Annotated in this window: 16 protein-coding genes; 2 read left to right on the top strand and 14 right to left on the bottom strand. The window is 66.0% G+C overall.

The genetic code is table 11. The annotated features are described in order from the left end of the window. Nucleotides 1–4: 4 nt before the first annotated feature. The 6 genes from H2052_RS01390 to H2052_RS01365 all read right to left on the bottom strand — a co-directional run bounded on the left by H2052_RS01390 (nt 5) and on the right by H2052_RS01365 (nt 5,809). Complete coding sequence (locus H2052_RS01390) at nt 5–802, bottom strand: ferritin-like domain-containing protein (RefSeq protein ID WP_293776996.1); 798 nt, start codon at nt 800–802, stop codon at nt 5–7. After that, nucleotides 795–1,256, bottom strand: a complete 462-nt coding sequence (locus tag H2052_RS01385; protein WP_293777226.1) for a peroxiredoxin — start codon at nt 1,254–1,256, stop codon at nt 795–797. Before H2052_RS01385 ends, H2052_RS01390 begins: the two co-directional genes overlap by 8 nt. Continuing rightward, nucleotides 1,256–4,021: a bifunctional [glutamine synthetase] adenylyltransferase/[glutamine synthetase]-adenylyl-L-tyrosine phosphorylase gene (locus H2052_RS01380; protein ID WP_293776995.1), complete on the bottom strand. Its 2,766-nt coding sequence runs from the start codon at nt 4,019–4,021 to the stop codon at nt 1,256–1,258. The genes H2052_RS01385 and H2052_RS01380 overlap by 1 nt, the downstream gene beginning before the upstream one ends. A gap of 14 nt (nt 4,022–4,035) precedes the next feature. Further along, complete coding sequence (locus H2052_RS01375) at nt 4,036–4,782, bottom strand: NepR family anti-sigma factor (protein ID WP_293776994.1); 747 nt, start codon at nt 4,780–4,782, stop codon at nt 4,036–4,038. Nucleotides 4,783–4,804: 22 nt separating this feature from the next. Beyond that, on the bottom strand, nt 4,805–4,945 hold the full coding sequence (locus H2052_RS01370; protein WP_293776992.1) for a hypothetical protein: 141 nt from the start codon (nt 4,943–4,945) through the stop codon (nt 4,805–4,807). A gap of 69 nt (nt 4,946–5,014) precedes the next feature. Beyond that, entirely contained in the window at nt 5,015–5,809 is a 795-nt protein-coding gene (locus H2052_RS01365; protein ID WP_293776991.1) for a response regulator, read from the bottom strand. A 130-nt stretch (nt 5,810–5,939) separates the two neighbouring features. On the opposite strand from H2052_RS01365, the gene H2052_RS01360 reads away from it, so the two are divergent. Then, nucleotides 5,940–7,574, top strand: a complete 1,635-nt coding sequence (locus tag H2052_RS01360) for a histidine kinase dimerization/phosphoacceptor domain -containing protein (protein WP_293776989.1) — start codon at nt 5,940–5,942, stop codon at nt 7,572–7,574. A gap of 216 nt (nt 7,575–7,790) precedes the next feature. Further along, nucleotides 7,791–7,922, top strand: a complete 132-nt coding sequence (locus tag H2052_RS01355) for an entericidin A/B family lipoprotein (protein ID WP_293776988.1) — start codon at nt 7,791–7,793, stop codon at nt 7,920–7,922. 29 nt (nt 7,923–7,951) lie between these two features. Here H2052_RS01355 and tatC read toward each other — a convergent pair whose 3' ends face one another. The 8 genes from tatC to argS all read right to left on the bottom strand — a co-directional run bounded on the left by tatC (nt 7,952) and on the right by argS (nt 14,415). Then, nucleotides 7,952–8,728 carry a twin-arginine translocase subunit TatC gene (tatC, locus tag H2052_RS01350; RefSeq protein ID WP_293776986.1) on the bottom strand — a complete coding sequence of 259 codons (777 nt, stop codon included), beginning with the start codon at nt 8,726–8,728 and terminating at the stop codon, nt 7,952–7,954. Then, entirely contained in the window at nt 8,725–9,054 is a 330-nt protein-coding gene (tatB, locus tag H2052_RS01345) for a Sec-independent protein translocase protein TatB (protein ID WP_293776984.1), read from the bottom strand. The genes tatC and tatB overlap by 4 nt, the downstream gene beginning before the upstream one ends. A 23-nt stretch (nt 9,055–9,077) precedes the next feature. Next, nucleotides 9,078–9,305 carry a twin-arginine translocase TatA/TatE family subunit gene (locus tag H2052_RS01340; RefSeq protein WP_293776983.1) on the bottom strand — a complete coding sequence of 76 codons (228 nt, stop codon included), beginning with the start codon at nt 9,303–9,305 and terminating at the stop codon, nt 9,078–9,080. 82 nt (nt 9,306–9,387) lie between these two features. Further along, entirely contained in the window at nt 9,388–10,026 is a 639-nt protein-coding gene (gene scpB, locus H2052_RS01335) for an SMC-Scp complex subunit ScpB (protein ID WP_293776982.1), read from the bottom strand. After that, nucleotides 10,023–10,784, bottom strand: coding sequence for a ScpA family protein (locus H2052_RS01330; RefSeq protein WP_293776980.1), 762 nt, complete (start codon nt 10,782–10,784; stop codon nt 10,023–10,025). Before H2052_RS01330 ends, scpB begins: the two co-directional genes overlap by 4 nt. Next, a complete protein-coding gene (gene nagZ, locus H2052_RS01325) occupies nt 10,781–11,788 on the bottom strand; it encodes a beta-N-acetylhexosaminidase (RefSeq protein ID WP_293776979.1) in 1,008 nt (335 codons plus the stop codon). Before nagZ ends, H2052_RS01330 begins: the two co-directional genes overlap by 4 nt. A gap of 7 nt (nt 11,789–11,795) precedes the next feature. Beyond that, nucleotides 11,796–12,677 (bottom strand): SPOR domain-containing protein, encoded by an 882-nt coding sequence (locus tag H2052_RS01320; protein WP_293776977.1) that lies wholly within the window; start codon nt 12,675–12,677, stop codon nt 11,796–11,798. 1 nt (nt 12,678) lies between these two features. After that, the gene (argS, locus tag H2052_RS01315) at nt 12,679–14,415 is read right to left on the bottom strand and encodes an arginine--tRNA ligase (protein ID WP_293776976.1); all 1,737 of its coding nucleotides are present in this window, start codon (nt 14,413–14,415) and stop codon (nt 12,679–12,681) included. Between the last annotated feature and the right edge of the window lie 63 nt (nt 14,416–14,478).

The raw sequence follows: 14,478 nt of genomic DNA, 5'->3' as shown, positions 1-14,478 counted from the left end.
CCGCCTAAGGGCTTGCAAGTGAATCATAAAATGCCGGCGTCAGACCGGCCTCGATTCGCGCCGAGTCGTTGAAGGGGCGTTTCAACGCACCTTTGAATCGGGAACCGACAAGGCGCTGGAACGTTGGGGCGGCTTCGATTCGCAGTTCGTCGCAAAGGTGTCGAAACCAGCGATTCCCTATCGAAACATGAACGATTTCATCGCGGTAGATTGTGTTCAGAACATCGGCGCTGAGCTTATCGCCAGCCGCGCGAAGCCGTGATTCGGTCGCGGGAGTGACATCGAGCCCGCGCGCTTCGAGCACCTGCGGAACCACGGCGAGCCGAGCGAGCAGGTCATCGGCAGTCGACATCGCGGCTTCCCACAGACCGTCGTGCGCGGGGAGATCACCGTAGGCCGCGCCCAGTTCTGCAAGGCGATCGGCAAGCAGCATGAAGTGCCGCGCCTCGTCATCGGCCACAGCCACCCAGTCGTCGGTGAACGCCTGCGGCATGGCACCGCCGAAACGCCCCGCCGCATCCCACGCGAGGTCGATGGCGTTGAACTCGATGTGTGCGAGCGCGTGGAGCAGCGCGATCCGGCTGCGCTCGGATCCTGCCCTGCCCCGCTTCGGCATCCGTGACGGCGGCAGCAATTCGGGGCGCGGAGGCCGGGCGGGCCGGTCCGGCATCGGCACGTCATAGAGGGCTCCAAGTTCACCCGCGCGCCAGCGCGCGGCGTGGTGCCGTGAAAGCCCCGACTTCTCCACCGGATCGGCCGTCAGCAGAACCTCGGCGGCCGCCGCGCCGATTGTGTCAGCCAAGCGTCTGCACCGCCTTCAGCACGGCTTCGGCGTGGCCCGGTACCTTCACATTGTGCCACACCTCGGCGATCTTGCCGTCGCGGCCGATCAGGAACGTGGCGCGTTCGATGCCCATGTATTTGCGGCCATAGAGCGTCTTTTCGACCCAGACACCGTAGGCCTCGATGGTCTTCGCGTCGGGATCGGAGCCGAGTTTGACGCCAAGATTATGCTTCGCGCGGAACTTCCCGTGTTTCGCGACCGTGTCCTTCGAAACGCCGAGCACGGCGGTATCCGCCTTATCGAATTGCGGCAGAAGCCCCGTGAAGTCGATCGCTTCGCGCGTGCAGCCGGTCGTGTCGTCCTTGGGATAGAAATAGAGCACGAGCTTCTTGCCCGCGAAATCCTTCAGGGACAGCGGGCCGTCTTCGCTGTCGAGCGTGAAGGCGGGGGCCTTCGAACCGGGCTTCGTCATCATCGTGCCTTTCGTTTGACCGCGAACACCGCCTCCCAGGCGGCGAGGACGGCCCTTTTGGCGTCCTCCAGCGCGGCTTTCAATGCATCGAAATCCGCCATGCCGGTTGCAGCCGCCATCATCGCCTTCGCGGCCGCAGGCTGTTTGGAGGGTTCATCGCCCTCAATGAGCCGCAACACCACGAGCAGCCGCGTCATCAGGTCATGGGCGCCGAGCACGTCTTCAGGCAGCACGCCCGTCTTCACGAAGTGCGCCGTCGCCGCGCCGAGATCGGGATCGAAGCCCTCACGACGCGAAAGCTGGAGGAAGTGCACGATGAATTCGAGATCGATGAGCCCGCCCGGCGCGTGCTTCACGTCCCACAGGCCGCCATCGCGGCGGGCCTTCACCATGTCGCCGCGCATTTCCAGCACCTCGGCCTTGAAGCGCTCGGTGTCGCGGGGCTTTGTTAGCGCTGCGGCGATTCCCGCCGAGACCGCCGCGCGGTCTTCCTCCGCGCCGTAGACGACGCGCGCGCGGGTGAGCGCCAGGTGCTCCCAGCTCCAGGCGTCCTCCTGCTGATAGCGCGCGAACGTATCGATATTGACCGCAAGCAGCCCCTGTTGACCCGAAGGGCGCAGGCGCGTGTCCACCTCGAACAGCGGCCCCGCCGCCGTGCTGACGGTGAGAGCGCCCGTCAGCCGCTGGCCGAGCCGGTTGAACCACGTCGTTGCGGGCAGCGGCTTCGTCCCGTCCGACATCGCTTCGTGGTGGCCGCTGAACAGAAACACGAGATCGAGATCGGACTTCTCGGTGAGGATCGCGCCGCCGTAGCGCCCGAAGCCCAGCACCAGCAGCCGCCCTCCAGGCACGCGCCCGTGCGTTTCGGCAAACTCCGCCTGCACCGCGTCCGCAAGCACGGTGATCGCGGCGTCTGCAAGCTTGGCGTGATCCCGGCCGACGCGGATCGGGTCCGCCGCGCCCTCGATGATCTGCACGCCGAGTTGGAAGCGCCGCTCCGCCACAAAGCGCCGCACCTCGTCGAGCTTCAGTTCGAGCGCATCGTGGCGGCGCAGGCGCGCGCGCAGCATGTCGGTGAGGTCGTCGGTGCAGGGCAGCGGCGCGAACGCCTCATTCGACAGCATGATGTCGACGATTTCCGGCCGCCGCGCGAGCTTGCCCGCGAGCACCGGCGCCAGCTCCAGAACGCGCGCGAGGAGCAGAGCGACGCGCGGGTTCGCCTCGATGAGCGCGAAGAACTGAATCGAGGAGGGCAGCGCGCCGAGAAAATCGTCGAAGCGCAGCAGCGCCTCGCGGCCGGTGCCTGCTGCCGCAAAAGCCTTCACGAGCCCGGGGAGCGCGCTTTCGAGTTCACGCTGCGCCGCATCGCTGCGCAGCGCGCGGTAGCTGCGGTCGCGCCAGCGGACGATGAGGTCGGCAAGGTCGGCGTGCGGGCCGATCCCGGCCTTCTTGAGCGCCGCCTTGAGCTGCGCCGGCTGGCGCGGCAACCGGTCCACTTCGGCCTCTGCGATCAGCGCGTCGTAAATGCGGCCAACGGCGGTCGCATGGCGCTTGATCTCACGCTCCATCGCCGCCCAGTCGCGGTAACCCGAAAGCAGCGCGAGGCCCTTGCGTTCCGGCGCGCGGGTCGGGATCTGGTGCGTCTGCGCGTCCTCCAGCATCTGTAGGCGATGCTCGGCGGTGCGCAGCACGCGGTAGGCGGCGGCTAGCGTTTCCGCCTCATCGGGCTTGATGCGCTCGGCGGCGACCAGCGCCGCGAGCGCATCAAGCGTCGCGGGTTGGCGGAGCGTCCAGTCGCGGCCGCCGAAGATCAGCTGGTGGATCTGCGCGAAAAACTCGACCTCGCGAATACCGCCGCGCCCGCGCTTCAGGCAGTAGCCGGGGCCGACCTCCTGCCGTTCGTCGTAGTGGTCGCGGATCATCAGCGACATGTCCTGAATGTCGCGCACCGCCGTGTAGTCGAGCGAGCGGCGCCAGACGAACGGCTCGATCGCGGCAAGGAAATCCACGCCCATCTTCACGTCGCCGCCCACCGCGCGCGCGCGGATGAACGCCGCGCGCTCCCACGCCAGCGCTTCGGACTGGTAATAGGTCTCCGCGCCCCGGATCGGCATCGCGATCGGTGTTACTTCCGACGCGGGACGCAGGCGCAGATCGACACGGAACACGTAGCCGCCCGCATCGCGCGTCTGCATCAACTCGACCATGCGGCGGGCAATACGGACAGCGGTGTTGTCCGGATCGTCACCTTCGCGCACGGCGAGCCGGTCGCGGTCGTAGAGCAGGATCAGGTCGACATCGCTCGAATAATTGAGTTCGCGGCTGCCGAGCTTGCCGAGCGCGATGGCGGTGAAGCCGTCCGGCCCGGCGCCAGGAATGCGCTCGTCAACCGCGATGCGGATCGCACGGTCGATGGCGCGGTCTGCAAGGTCCGAAAGCGCGGCCGTCACTTTCTCAAGCGGCCAGCGGCCGGAAATGTCGGCAAGCGCGATGGCGATGGCCGCGATCCGCTTTGCTTCGCGCATCATGCCGCCGTCCGCATCCGGGGTAGCGAGCAGGGCGAGCGCCGATTCCATCAGCGACTCGGGTCCCTCCGCGAGGTAGCGCACGAGGACTTCATCCTCGCGACGCATGAGCGCGCGCAGATACGGTGAATGCGCCCACGCGCGGGCGCAGGCGTCCAGATCCTCCGGTGCGGCATTGATATCCGCATCAGCAAGGAAACGTACAAGTTCGGCCGGTAGCGCTGGCGTTGTCTCCGCCAAGGAGAGCCCTTTCGTTATTCGCGCGCCAGCTGATCCACCTGTCCCATGATCTCGTCAAGCGCCGTCGTGCCCGATGCGCTCGAACCCCGCCGCGACGGGAGCCTGCCCTCGGCGATCACCAGCTCGAGCGCTGCGCGGCCACGTGCGACTCGGCTCTTGATGGTACCGACCGCGCAATCGCAGATCGTCGCCGCCTCTTCATAGGCAAAGCCGCCAGCACCGACGAGGATCAGTGCCTCGCGCTGCGCAGACGGCAGTTCGAGGAGCGCGCGCTGAAGATCGGCGAGTTCGATCTGCTTGTCCTGTCCAGCCGGTGCGGAAAGCAGCCGGTCGGCGACAAGCTCGTCCCACTCGCCCTTGAAGCGCGACCGGCGCATCTGGCTGAGGAACAGGTTCCGGAGGATGATGAAGGTCCAAGCACGGATGTTCGTCCCGGCCTGGAAGCGATCCCGCGCCGCCCACGCCTTCAGCAGCGTTTCCTGCACGAGATCGTCCGCCATGTCGCGATTGCCCGAAAGCGATCGTCCGAAGGCACGGAGCTGCGGGATCACGGCCGAAAGCTCGTCCTTGAACGCCTTGTCGGAAAGCTGCCCCTGCTTCGTGTCGTCGGGGCTCGTCTCCAGCCGCGCCAACAGGTCGAGGAACACCTGCGGGAGCGGCTGCGTCGCCGCCTCCGCATAGGCAGAGCGCAGGAACCCGCCGATCTCGTCTGCGCCCAACGGGCTGGCACCGGCGCGCTGCGCGGTCGTCTGTTCGATCATTCTATGCCCCTAGATCCAAGCTTCAGCGTGACCAGAAGAACAGCATCGCCGCGAAGATCGCGACCACCAGCACAACCGAGAACATAAGGATATACCGAGTGATATGCGGCGTTTCTCCCGCCCTCGCCTCGTTCGTCCTCACCGTTTCGTGGTCCTGTTCCATGGCCATTGGCTCCTGTTGTGTGAAGGCTATGCCCCTTCCCGCATGCCCACAAGGCCGCGGGAAGGACCGTCATCGCATCGCCGCCGTGCTGTTGAAGAAAAGCGCCTGGGCAATCGCCGCCGAAACGGTCGAGCGCTGGAACGGTTTGGTGATGAGAAACGTCGGCTCCGGGCGCTCCCCGGTGAGCAGACGCTCGGGAAAGGCCGTGATGAATATAACCGGGACCGAGAATCGCCCGAGAATGTCCTTCACCGCGTCGATCCCGGAGCTGTCGTCGGCCAGCTGGATATCCGCAAGCACGAGCCCGGGTTCGGTTTCGATCGCCAGTGCCACGGCTTCGTCACGGGTGACCGCGATGCCGGTCACGTCGTGGCCTAGGTCGCGGACGATGCTGTCGAGGTCCATGCCGATAATCGGTTCATCTTCGATGATGAGCACGCGCGTACGCGTTTGCCGGCTGATTTCATCCATGGCCTCCTTCACGAGGCCCGAGACGCTGTCCGGATCAAGATCGATGAGGTAGCCGACATCCTCGTGCGAAAAACCCTCCATCGCGGTGAGCAACAGCGCCTGGCGCGACAGCGGCGTGATCGCGGCGAGACGCTGGTGGGCGGCACGCTCGAAATCGGATGCTGCCGGCTCGTCGGAATCGACATCGATGTTCGACGACGACCAGATGACGTGGAACGTGCGGTAGAGCGCCAGTCGCTCATCCACATCGCGCGGAAAATCCTGCGGCGCGCTGACGATCGCCTCCAGCGCCGCACGTACATACGTGTCCCCGTCCCGCTGCGTTCCCGTGAGCGCCCGCGCATAGCGACGGAGCAGCGGGAGATGCGGCGCGAGTTTCGCAGCCAATGTCATGTTGTCTTCTGCCTCCTTGAAACCCGGATCACGCCCGAACGGTGACCGGTCCCCTTTGAAAGTGACGCCCAGCGGTGGAACGGTCGAGGCTTTCTTTTGTTTCGCCCCATACTTAAGTTCGTTTGGGAAGATGCCGGAAAAGACAGAAACCAAGGGTTCGGGGCCAAGACGTTCGCTGTCTTTCCAGCTTGCCGTCGCGCTCACGCTGGCATTGCTGCCGATCGGTATTCTCGCCGCGGTGCTTGCTGCGGATGGAATCCGCGGCACGCGCGAAGCCGAGCTGATCCGTGCCGAGAACCAGTTCCGCGCGACCGCACGTATCGTCGACGACCTGCTGAACGTCGATTTTCTGGTTCTACGCGCCCTACTTCGTAACGGAAGCGGCCTCCACGACGGCCAGACATGCAACACGGGAGCCGCAAACGCGCTCGACGACGCGGAAACATTTGACGCCATCATCTGGACGGACAAGCTCGGCCGCCCGATCTGCCAAAGCCGCGGCGGAACGAAGCCGTCGGCTGCGGAGCTTACGCGCCTTGCGGCAGAAGGAGAGCGTGAAAACCTGATCTGGCCGGGCGGAGACCACGTATTTTTCGCGGTTCGCGAGACGTCGGATGCGGAAGGACCCGGTCTCATTGTCGCGACGGCATCTGTTTCCCGCCTGAAGACCCGGCTGCGCGAGGTCGCAGCGATGGAGGGTGCCGTGATGGTCTGGCTGGGAGAAAGGCCGATCGTCGGTGTTCCCCCGCCCGATATTAAGGCCCCAGGCGGCCTGCTGACGGTGCGCCGTATCACGGAAGCAGGCGGACGCGATCAGGTGGTTGCGGCAGGCCCGCTCTCGATTGCGCCGTTCGCACTCACCACCGTTGTGCCCGCAGAGCGCCTTGCCACATCCGAAGTGCTTGCGATCGCTGCCCCGGCGCTGATGTGGATCGCAGCGCTGCTCATCGGCTGGATGGTCGTGCGGCGCTTTGTCGTGCGCCCGCTGCAGAACATGGCGACAGGCGTTCGCGCCTATGGCGCTGGCGACGACCGGGTGCGCCTGTCCGGGCGCGCCGGGCGGACCGATGAGATGCAGGCATTCGCCGAGACGTTCGATGCGATGGCGAGGAACATGGCGGAGGCGCGGCACGAGGTGGATGCCGCACTCACCGAACAGCGCCGCCTGACGCGCGAGGTCCACCACCGCGTGAAGAACAATCTGCAGATCATTGCCAGTCTTATCAGCATCCAGGCCCGCGAAGCCGAGGGCGGCTCCGTGGGGCGCGCATACGCGAGCATCCAGATGCGTGTCGGCGCTCTGTCTATCGTTCACCGCTGGCTGTATGAGGAAAGCGACACGCAAGGCGTGGACTTCACGGCGCTCACCCACGATCTCTGCGCCAGCCTTCAGCAGATCATTCCCACGGCGAAACTTGTCGAGCCCCGCATCAATACGCATCTGGAGCGCCTGCACATCAGCCAGGACTCAGCCGTGCCGCTCGCCTTCCTGATCACCGAGGTCATTGCTTTCGCGGCGCGCCTCGCGGCAGCGGAAGGGCGGGCCAAGCTGGTGATCGATATCCATGTCCGCCGCACCGAAGGCGGCGGGAAATTGACCATTTGTTCTGATGCGTTTGGGGAGGATGATCCGCTGGCACCCACGGAAACCCGCGCTGCGGCACGCATCGTCAGCGGCATGGTTCGCCAGCTTCGCGGTCGCCTGACCTTCGACGCCGGCGTGCCCTGCTACATTGTCGAATTCCCCCTGAAAATGGCGGAATAAAATTATCGCCCGCGAGGGAACCATGCCGGTGATTCGCCGTTGATGCCGCACGGACAGCGAACTTTGCCCCCCGCTCTCGCTGTCCCACCAGAGCCCGGTTGCCTGCTCCCCCCGCCGGCATCGGGCTCTTTTCTTTTTGTGCTGCCGCCGGAACGGTCCGATGAAACCTATTGAGGCGACAACCGTTTTCTCCGGGCAGTTTATGGGAGAATGAACATGCGCAATAAAATGGGTGCAAAGTTCGCTGTTATCATTGCGCTGCTGGCCGCTGCGGCCTGCAACACGGTCGAAGGTGTCGGCAAGGACGTCCAGTCGGCCGGCGAAGCGGTCGAAGACACGGCCAATTAAGCGTAAGAATCGGGAAAACGGGGACGCGGCTACTCGGCGGCGTCCCCCGCTTCCTCGGCAGATTTCATACGCGCCGCGCGGCGATCGGTGAGAACGATTCCGATAATGCCCGCCTCATAGAGAACCATCAGCGGGATCGCGAGCAGCAGCTGGGAGATGACGTCCGGCGGTGTCAGCACGGCCGCGACCACGAAGGCCCCGACGATCGCATAGCGGCGGAACGCGCGCAGTTGCGCGACGTCAACGATCCCCGCACGTGCCAGCAGCATCAGCAGCACCGGCAGCAAAAAACAGAAGCCGAACGCGAAGATCAGCCCCATCACGAACGACAGATAATCATCCATTGCCGGCAGCGCCTGCTGCGGAATGCCTGCGTCCGTCGTCTGGAAGCCGAGCAGGAAGGTGAAGACCGTCGGCATCACCACGTAATAGGCAAGCGCCGCGCCCATGGTGAACAACACCGGCGTCGCGATCAGGAACGGCAGAAACGCCCGCTTCTCGGATCGGTAGAGGCCCGGCGCGATGAACAGCCAGAGCTGGTTCGCGATGATCGGAAACGCGATCAGGAATGCCGCGAACAGCGCCACCTTGATCTCCACGAAAAAGGCTTCGTAGAGCTTCGTGTAGATCAGCTGCGACGCCTTCGCCTTCACCAGCGGCTGCACGAGAAAGGCGAAAATATCGCTCGCGAACGCGAAGCAGATGCCGAACGCGACGATGAGGGCGATGACACAATAAAGCAGGCGCTGGCGCAGCTCGATCAGGTGATCGAGGAGCGGTGCCTTGCTGTCGTCGATGTCCCTCATGCCTGCGGCTTGCCGGTATCGGGCGCCGTTTCAGCGGGCGGCACGCCTTCGACGGGGCCGTCCGGAGCCGGTGTCTGGGGTTCGGGTGTCGCGGGATGCGCTTTCATGATCGCGGCGTTCTGCGCTTCCCACTGCTTCTGCATATCTTCCATCTCCGCCTCGCGGATCATGGCGTCGACACCCGTGCGAAAGTGCCGCGCGGTCGCGCGCGCCTTGCCGATCCAGTTGCCGACGGTGCGCAGCAGGCGCGGCAAATCCTTCGGCCCCACGACGAGGAGCGCGACGATCGCGATGAGCAGGAGTTCGGGCGCGCCGACGTCGAACATTTATCCGTCCGGATGGAGGATTATCAGCTACGCGGCGTTTCCTGCGGCGTTTCGCTGCGGATCGTCTGATCGGGTGAAGCCGGGCCGATCTGGCGGGGCGGGGCTGGCGTTTCGTCCTCGGAAAGCCCCTTCTTGAAGCTCTTGATGCCCTTGGCGAGGTCTCCCATCACGTCCGAAATTCGGCCTTTGCCGAACAGCAGGATGACGACGATGCCGACAATCAGCCAATGCCAGATGCTGAAACCACCCATGGTCCGTACTCCGTTTCCGCCGCCCGCGATATCGGCAGCGCCTTCGCCCCTGTCTAGTCCCCCGCATGTAAAAATGCGAATCCTAGAGCGCCTCGTCGTCCATTTCTTCCTCCGCGTCGGTCTCGTCGACATCCGGAGTTTCGGGCGGCTTTTCGAACTGGAGCTGGTTCATCGCGGCATCGATAGGCTCCAGCAGGCCCGCGGCCTTCAGTTCGGCAAGGCCCGGCAGGTCACGGCGCGTGGAGAGGCCGAAGTGAACAAGGAAGCCCTGCGTCGTCGCATACAGCAGCGGGCGCCCCGGCACCTCGCGGCGGCCCGCCGGACGCACCCATCCCGCCTCCATCAGCACGTCGATCGTGCCCTTCGAGATGGAAACGCCGCGGATTTCCTCGATCTGCGCGCGCGTCACCGGCTCGTGATAAGCGATGATCGCCAGCGTTTCGAGCGCTGCGCGCGAAAGCTTGCGCGTCTGATCCTCGTCGCGCCGCAGGATATCGCCGAGGTCTCCCGCCGTCTGGAAATGCCACTTGCCGCCGCGCTGCACGAGGTTGATGCCGCGCGGCGCATAGCTTTCCGCAAGCGCATCGAGCAGCGGCTGCACCGGCGTGCCTTCTGGCAGAAACTCGGCGATCTGCTCGCGCGTCAGCGGCTTGTCGGCAGCGAACAGCGTCGCCTCGATGATGCGCTGGAACCGGAGATCGTCGTCAATCGCGTCGCTCATTGGCGCTTTCTGAGAAAGAGGGGGGCGAAGCTGTCCGCCTGCGACAGCTCGGTCTTGCCGAGCCGCGTCAGTTCAAGCGCGGCGACGAAGCTGCTCGCGACGCTTGACCGGCGGAAGTCCTCATCGGTGATGCCGTCCGGCAAGAAGCTCGACAGCACGGTCCAGTCGAGCGCGGTGCCGAGCATCGATTCCAGCCGGTCCAGCGCCTCTTCGAGCGAGAACACCGGGCGGCGGCGCACCGCATACTCGCGGGGGCCGTGCCGGCTCTTGATCGCGCCATAGGCCTTCAGGAGGTCGTAAAGCTCACAGTCCCACGTCGCGGTCTTCACCACACGGACGCCTTCGGGCGCGCCGCGCATGAAGGCGTCCCGCCCGATCTGGTCGCGCGCCATCAGCCGCGCGCCCGCTTCACGCATAGCGTCGAGGCGTTGCAGCCGAAGTTGCAGGCGGAGCGCCAGTTCCTCGGCGCTCGGCTCCTCCTGCTCCTCCTTCGGCAGCAGCAGGCAGGACTTGAGGTACGCGAGCCACGCCGCCATCACCAGATAGTCGGCGGCCAATTCCAGCCGCAGCGTCTTCGCGTCCGCGATGAAGACGAGATACTGCTCGACGAGTTCGAGGATCGAGATTCGCGCCAGATCGACCTTCTGCGCCCGCGCGAGGTGCAAGAGCACGTCAAGCGGCCCTTCCCAACCCTCGATATCGAGGTTCAGGCGTTCGCTTTCGTTGCCGTTGAAGTCGATCGAAACGATCTCGGTCATGCGGCGGAGACTAACAGCGCGTCCCGCCTCGCGACAAGCGCCGCGACATCGGTTTCGCCCTCGGCGCGGCGCCAAGCCATCGCGCGCACCAGCCGGTCGAGCGCCTCCGCCGTCAACGCGGGCGCCGTTTCGCAAAGCATCGCATTCTCGGCAAAGTCGCCGCTGCAGTGGAGCGCGAGGTCGCAGCCCGCCGCAAGCACGCCTGCGAGCCGCTCGGGAAGCGTGCCACCAAGCGCGCTCATGCCGAGGTCGTCCGCCATCAGCAGGCCGTCGAAGCCGATGGTGCCGCGAATCGTCTGTTCGATCACGATCTTCGATTGTGAGGCGCAGGCATCCGGGTCGAGCGCCTGATAGAGCACATGCGCGGTCATCGCCATCGGCGCGGCGGCGAGCGCGCGAAACGGCGCGAAATCGGCTTCGAGCGCGGCGCGATCCGCCGTTACCACAGGCAGTTCGAGGTGGCTGTCCGCCGCGGCGCGCCCGTGCCCCGGAATATGCTTGATGACCCCGACGACACCGCCCGCACGCAGCCCGCGCAGCGTCGCGTCGCCGAGCGAGGCGACCGCGCCGGGCTCCAGCGCATAAGCGCGGTCGCCGATGATGTCGTGCGCGCCCGGCACCGGCACGTCGAGCACCGGCAGGCAATCGACGCTGATACCTAGGTCCGCGAGCGTCAGCGCGATCGCCTTGGCATTCAGCCGCGCCGCCTCGATGGCCGTGACCGGCGCTATGCCGAACACTTCGCCGAAACGCCGCGCAGGCGGAAACAGCGGCCAGTGCGGCGGCCCGAGCCGCGCGACGCGCCCGCCTTCCTGATCGATCAGGATCGGCAGATCATCACGCCCCGAAAGCGCGCGCAGATCGGCGGTCAGCGCACGCACCTGATCCGGCGTGTCGATATTGCGCGCGAAGAGAATGTAGCCCGCCGGGTCCGCCGCCTTGAACAGCGCGCGTTCATCGTGGGTGATTGCAAGCCCTGAAAGGCCGAGCAGCAGCGGCGTCACGCGCGGCTCAGCGCACGATCACGCACTGCTCGCCCGCCGCCTGCACGGCAGAGCAGACACTCGTCGCCTGTGCTTCGGAGGCGATGCCGCCCGCGCGCAGGCGATAAAGCGTCTTGCCGCCGCTTTCGACCGGCTGCACCGATTTGCGCAGTCCGCCGAGCGCGCCGACGCGCCCCGAAAGCTTCGACCACACCTGATCGGCGCTCGCCGTGCTGTTGAAGGCGCCGAGTTGTACGGTAACGCTGCCCGTCGCCTTTGCAGGCTCGGGTTTCGCGGCTGCAACCTTCGCCGGCGCAGGCTTCGCAGGCTCCGGCTTCGGTGCCGACTTTGGCGTCTCAACCTTCTGCGCCGGCTTCGTCGTTTCCTTGACCGGCGGCTTCGCGACAGACTTTTCCACTGGCTTCGGCAAGGCTTTCTCGGGGGGAAGCGCCTTCTGTGCGGGCGGCGGCACGGTCGCGCGCGCCGCCGTGCCGGGTTCGGGCACAGGCGCATTCTGAACGGGCGCTGCCGGAATGACGGGCACGGGCTCTTCGGGGATCACGTCGAGCGCAAGCTCGCCCCCGGGATCCTGCCCCTCGGCGACCGAGTGCGTCAGGCTGTCGGCGTCGACATCGAGTCCGCCGGGGTCGTCGGGGCGGACCTTGTAAGCCCCCTCCGGCGCCTGGATGAGCGGCACCTCGTCCGTTGCCGCGACCGTATCTGTGCCGCGGCCTCCGCCAATCCACTCGACCACAAACCACAGCACCGCGACGGTCGCCACGATGATGGCGCCCGCGATAATGAGGCCGCGATACGGAAAAGCCCGCGCCTCGTCCTCATCCTCCGGCTCCGCGGGTTCAAGCCACGGCAGGGCATCGTCGTCCTCGTCGTCCCGGTAGCCACGCGCCATCTCAGTGCATCTCCTCGACCGGGGTCACACCCATCACATGAAGGCCGTTCGCGATAACCTGCCCCAGCCCACGCGCCAGCGCCAGCCTCGCGTTGGTGATGCCGGGATCGTCCGCGATCAGGTAGCGCTTCGAAGGATCGTCGTTGCCCCGGTTCCAGTTGGCGTGGAACGCCGCGGCGAGATCGCCGAGGTAGAAGGCGATGCGGTGCGGCTCGTGCGCGTTCGCCGCCGCCTCGACGATGCGCGGCCACTGCGCGGCAAACCGCACGAGATCGAGTTCGGTCTCGTCGAGCCGGGCAAGATCAGCCGCCGAGGGCGCGGCGACGGTGAAGCCCGCCTCAGCCGCGCGGCGCGCCAGCGAGTAAATCCGCGCGTGCGCGTACTGCACATAGAAGACCGGGTTGTCCTTCGACTGCTCGACGACCTTGGCGAAGTCGAAATCGAGCGGTGCATCGGCCCGCCGCGTCAGCATCATGAAGCGCACGACGTCCTTGCCGACCTCGCGCACCACGTCCGCCAGCGTCACGAACGAACCCGATCGCTTCGACATCTTCACCGGCTCACCGGCGCGGAACAGGCGCACCATCTGCACGAGCTTCACGTCGAACGGCTTGCCGTCCGTCAGCGCCGCGACCGCCGCCTGAATCCGTTTCACCGTGCCGGCATGGTCGGCGCCCCAGATGTCGATCAGCTGGTCGGCGCGCTCGGCCTTGCGCTTGTGATACGCCATGTCGGCGCCGAAATACGTCCATGACCCGTCCGACTTTTTGAGCGGCCGGTCGACGTCGTCGCCGAATGCGGTCGATCGGAACAGCGTCAGTTCCACCGGCTCCCAGTCATCGGGCAGTTCGCCCTTCGGCGGTTCGAGCACGCCTTCGTAGACATAACCCTTCGCGCGCAGTTCAGCCTCGGCGCGGTCAGCCTCGCCTGCCGCCTGAACCTCGGCTTCGGATGAAAACAGGTCGTGGTGGATGCCGAGCAGCGCGAGATCGGCCTTGATGAGCGCGAGCATCGCATCGACGGCGCGCGTGCGGAACAGCGCCAGCCATTCGCTCTCCGGCTTGCCCACATGGGCATCGCCGAACTCCGCCGCCAGCGCTTCACCCACCGGCTTCAGATAATCGCCCGGATAGAGCCCTTCGGGAATCTCGCCGATATCCTCGCCCAGCGCCTCGCGATAGCGCAGGTGCGCAGAGCGTGCGAGCACGTCCACCTGTCCGCCCGCGTCGTTCACATAATATTCGCGCGTCACCTCGTAGCCCGCGAATTCGAGCAGCGCGGCGAGCGCATCGCCAACGACGGCACCCCGGCAGTGGCCCATGTGCATCGGCCCCGTCGGGTTCGCCGAGACATATTCGACATTGACGTGCACGCCCGTGCCCATGCCCGTGCGCCCATAATCGCTGCCCGCCGCGAGAATGGCGTTCAGCTCGCTGATCCAGACGGCAGGATCGAGGCGGATGTTGATGAAGCCCGGCCCCGCCACCTCCACGGATGCGACGCCCGACGCCTTGGCAAGCTCAACGGCAAGCGGCTCGGCGATCGCGCGCGGCGGCTTGCCTGCGGGCTTCGCCAGCACCATCGCGGCGTTGGTGGCAAGGTCGCCGTGCGAGGGATCGCGCGGCGGTTCGAGCGCCACGGCCTTGCGGTCGAGCCCGGCCGGAATCGCCCCCGCCGCCTCCAGCGCGTCGAGCGCGGCGTGGACCGCCGCCGTATAGGTTTCAAAAACAGTGCTCACGACCAGGCCTGCTATCTGCAAAAATGAGATTTGCCCGGGGCCTTACACCGCTTTCCCCGTGGG

Source organism: Sphingosinicella sp., assembly GCF_013911755.1.
Lineage (GTDB): Bacteria > Pseudomonadota > Alphaproteobacteria > Sphingomonadales > Sphingomonadaceae > Sphingosinicella.
This window is presented reverse-complemented; position numbering and strand designations above follow the sequence as displayed.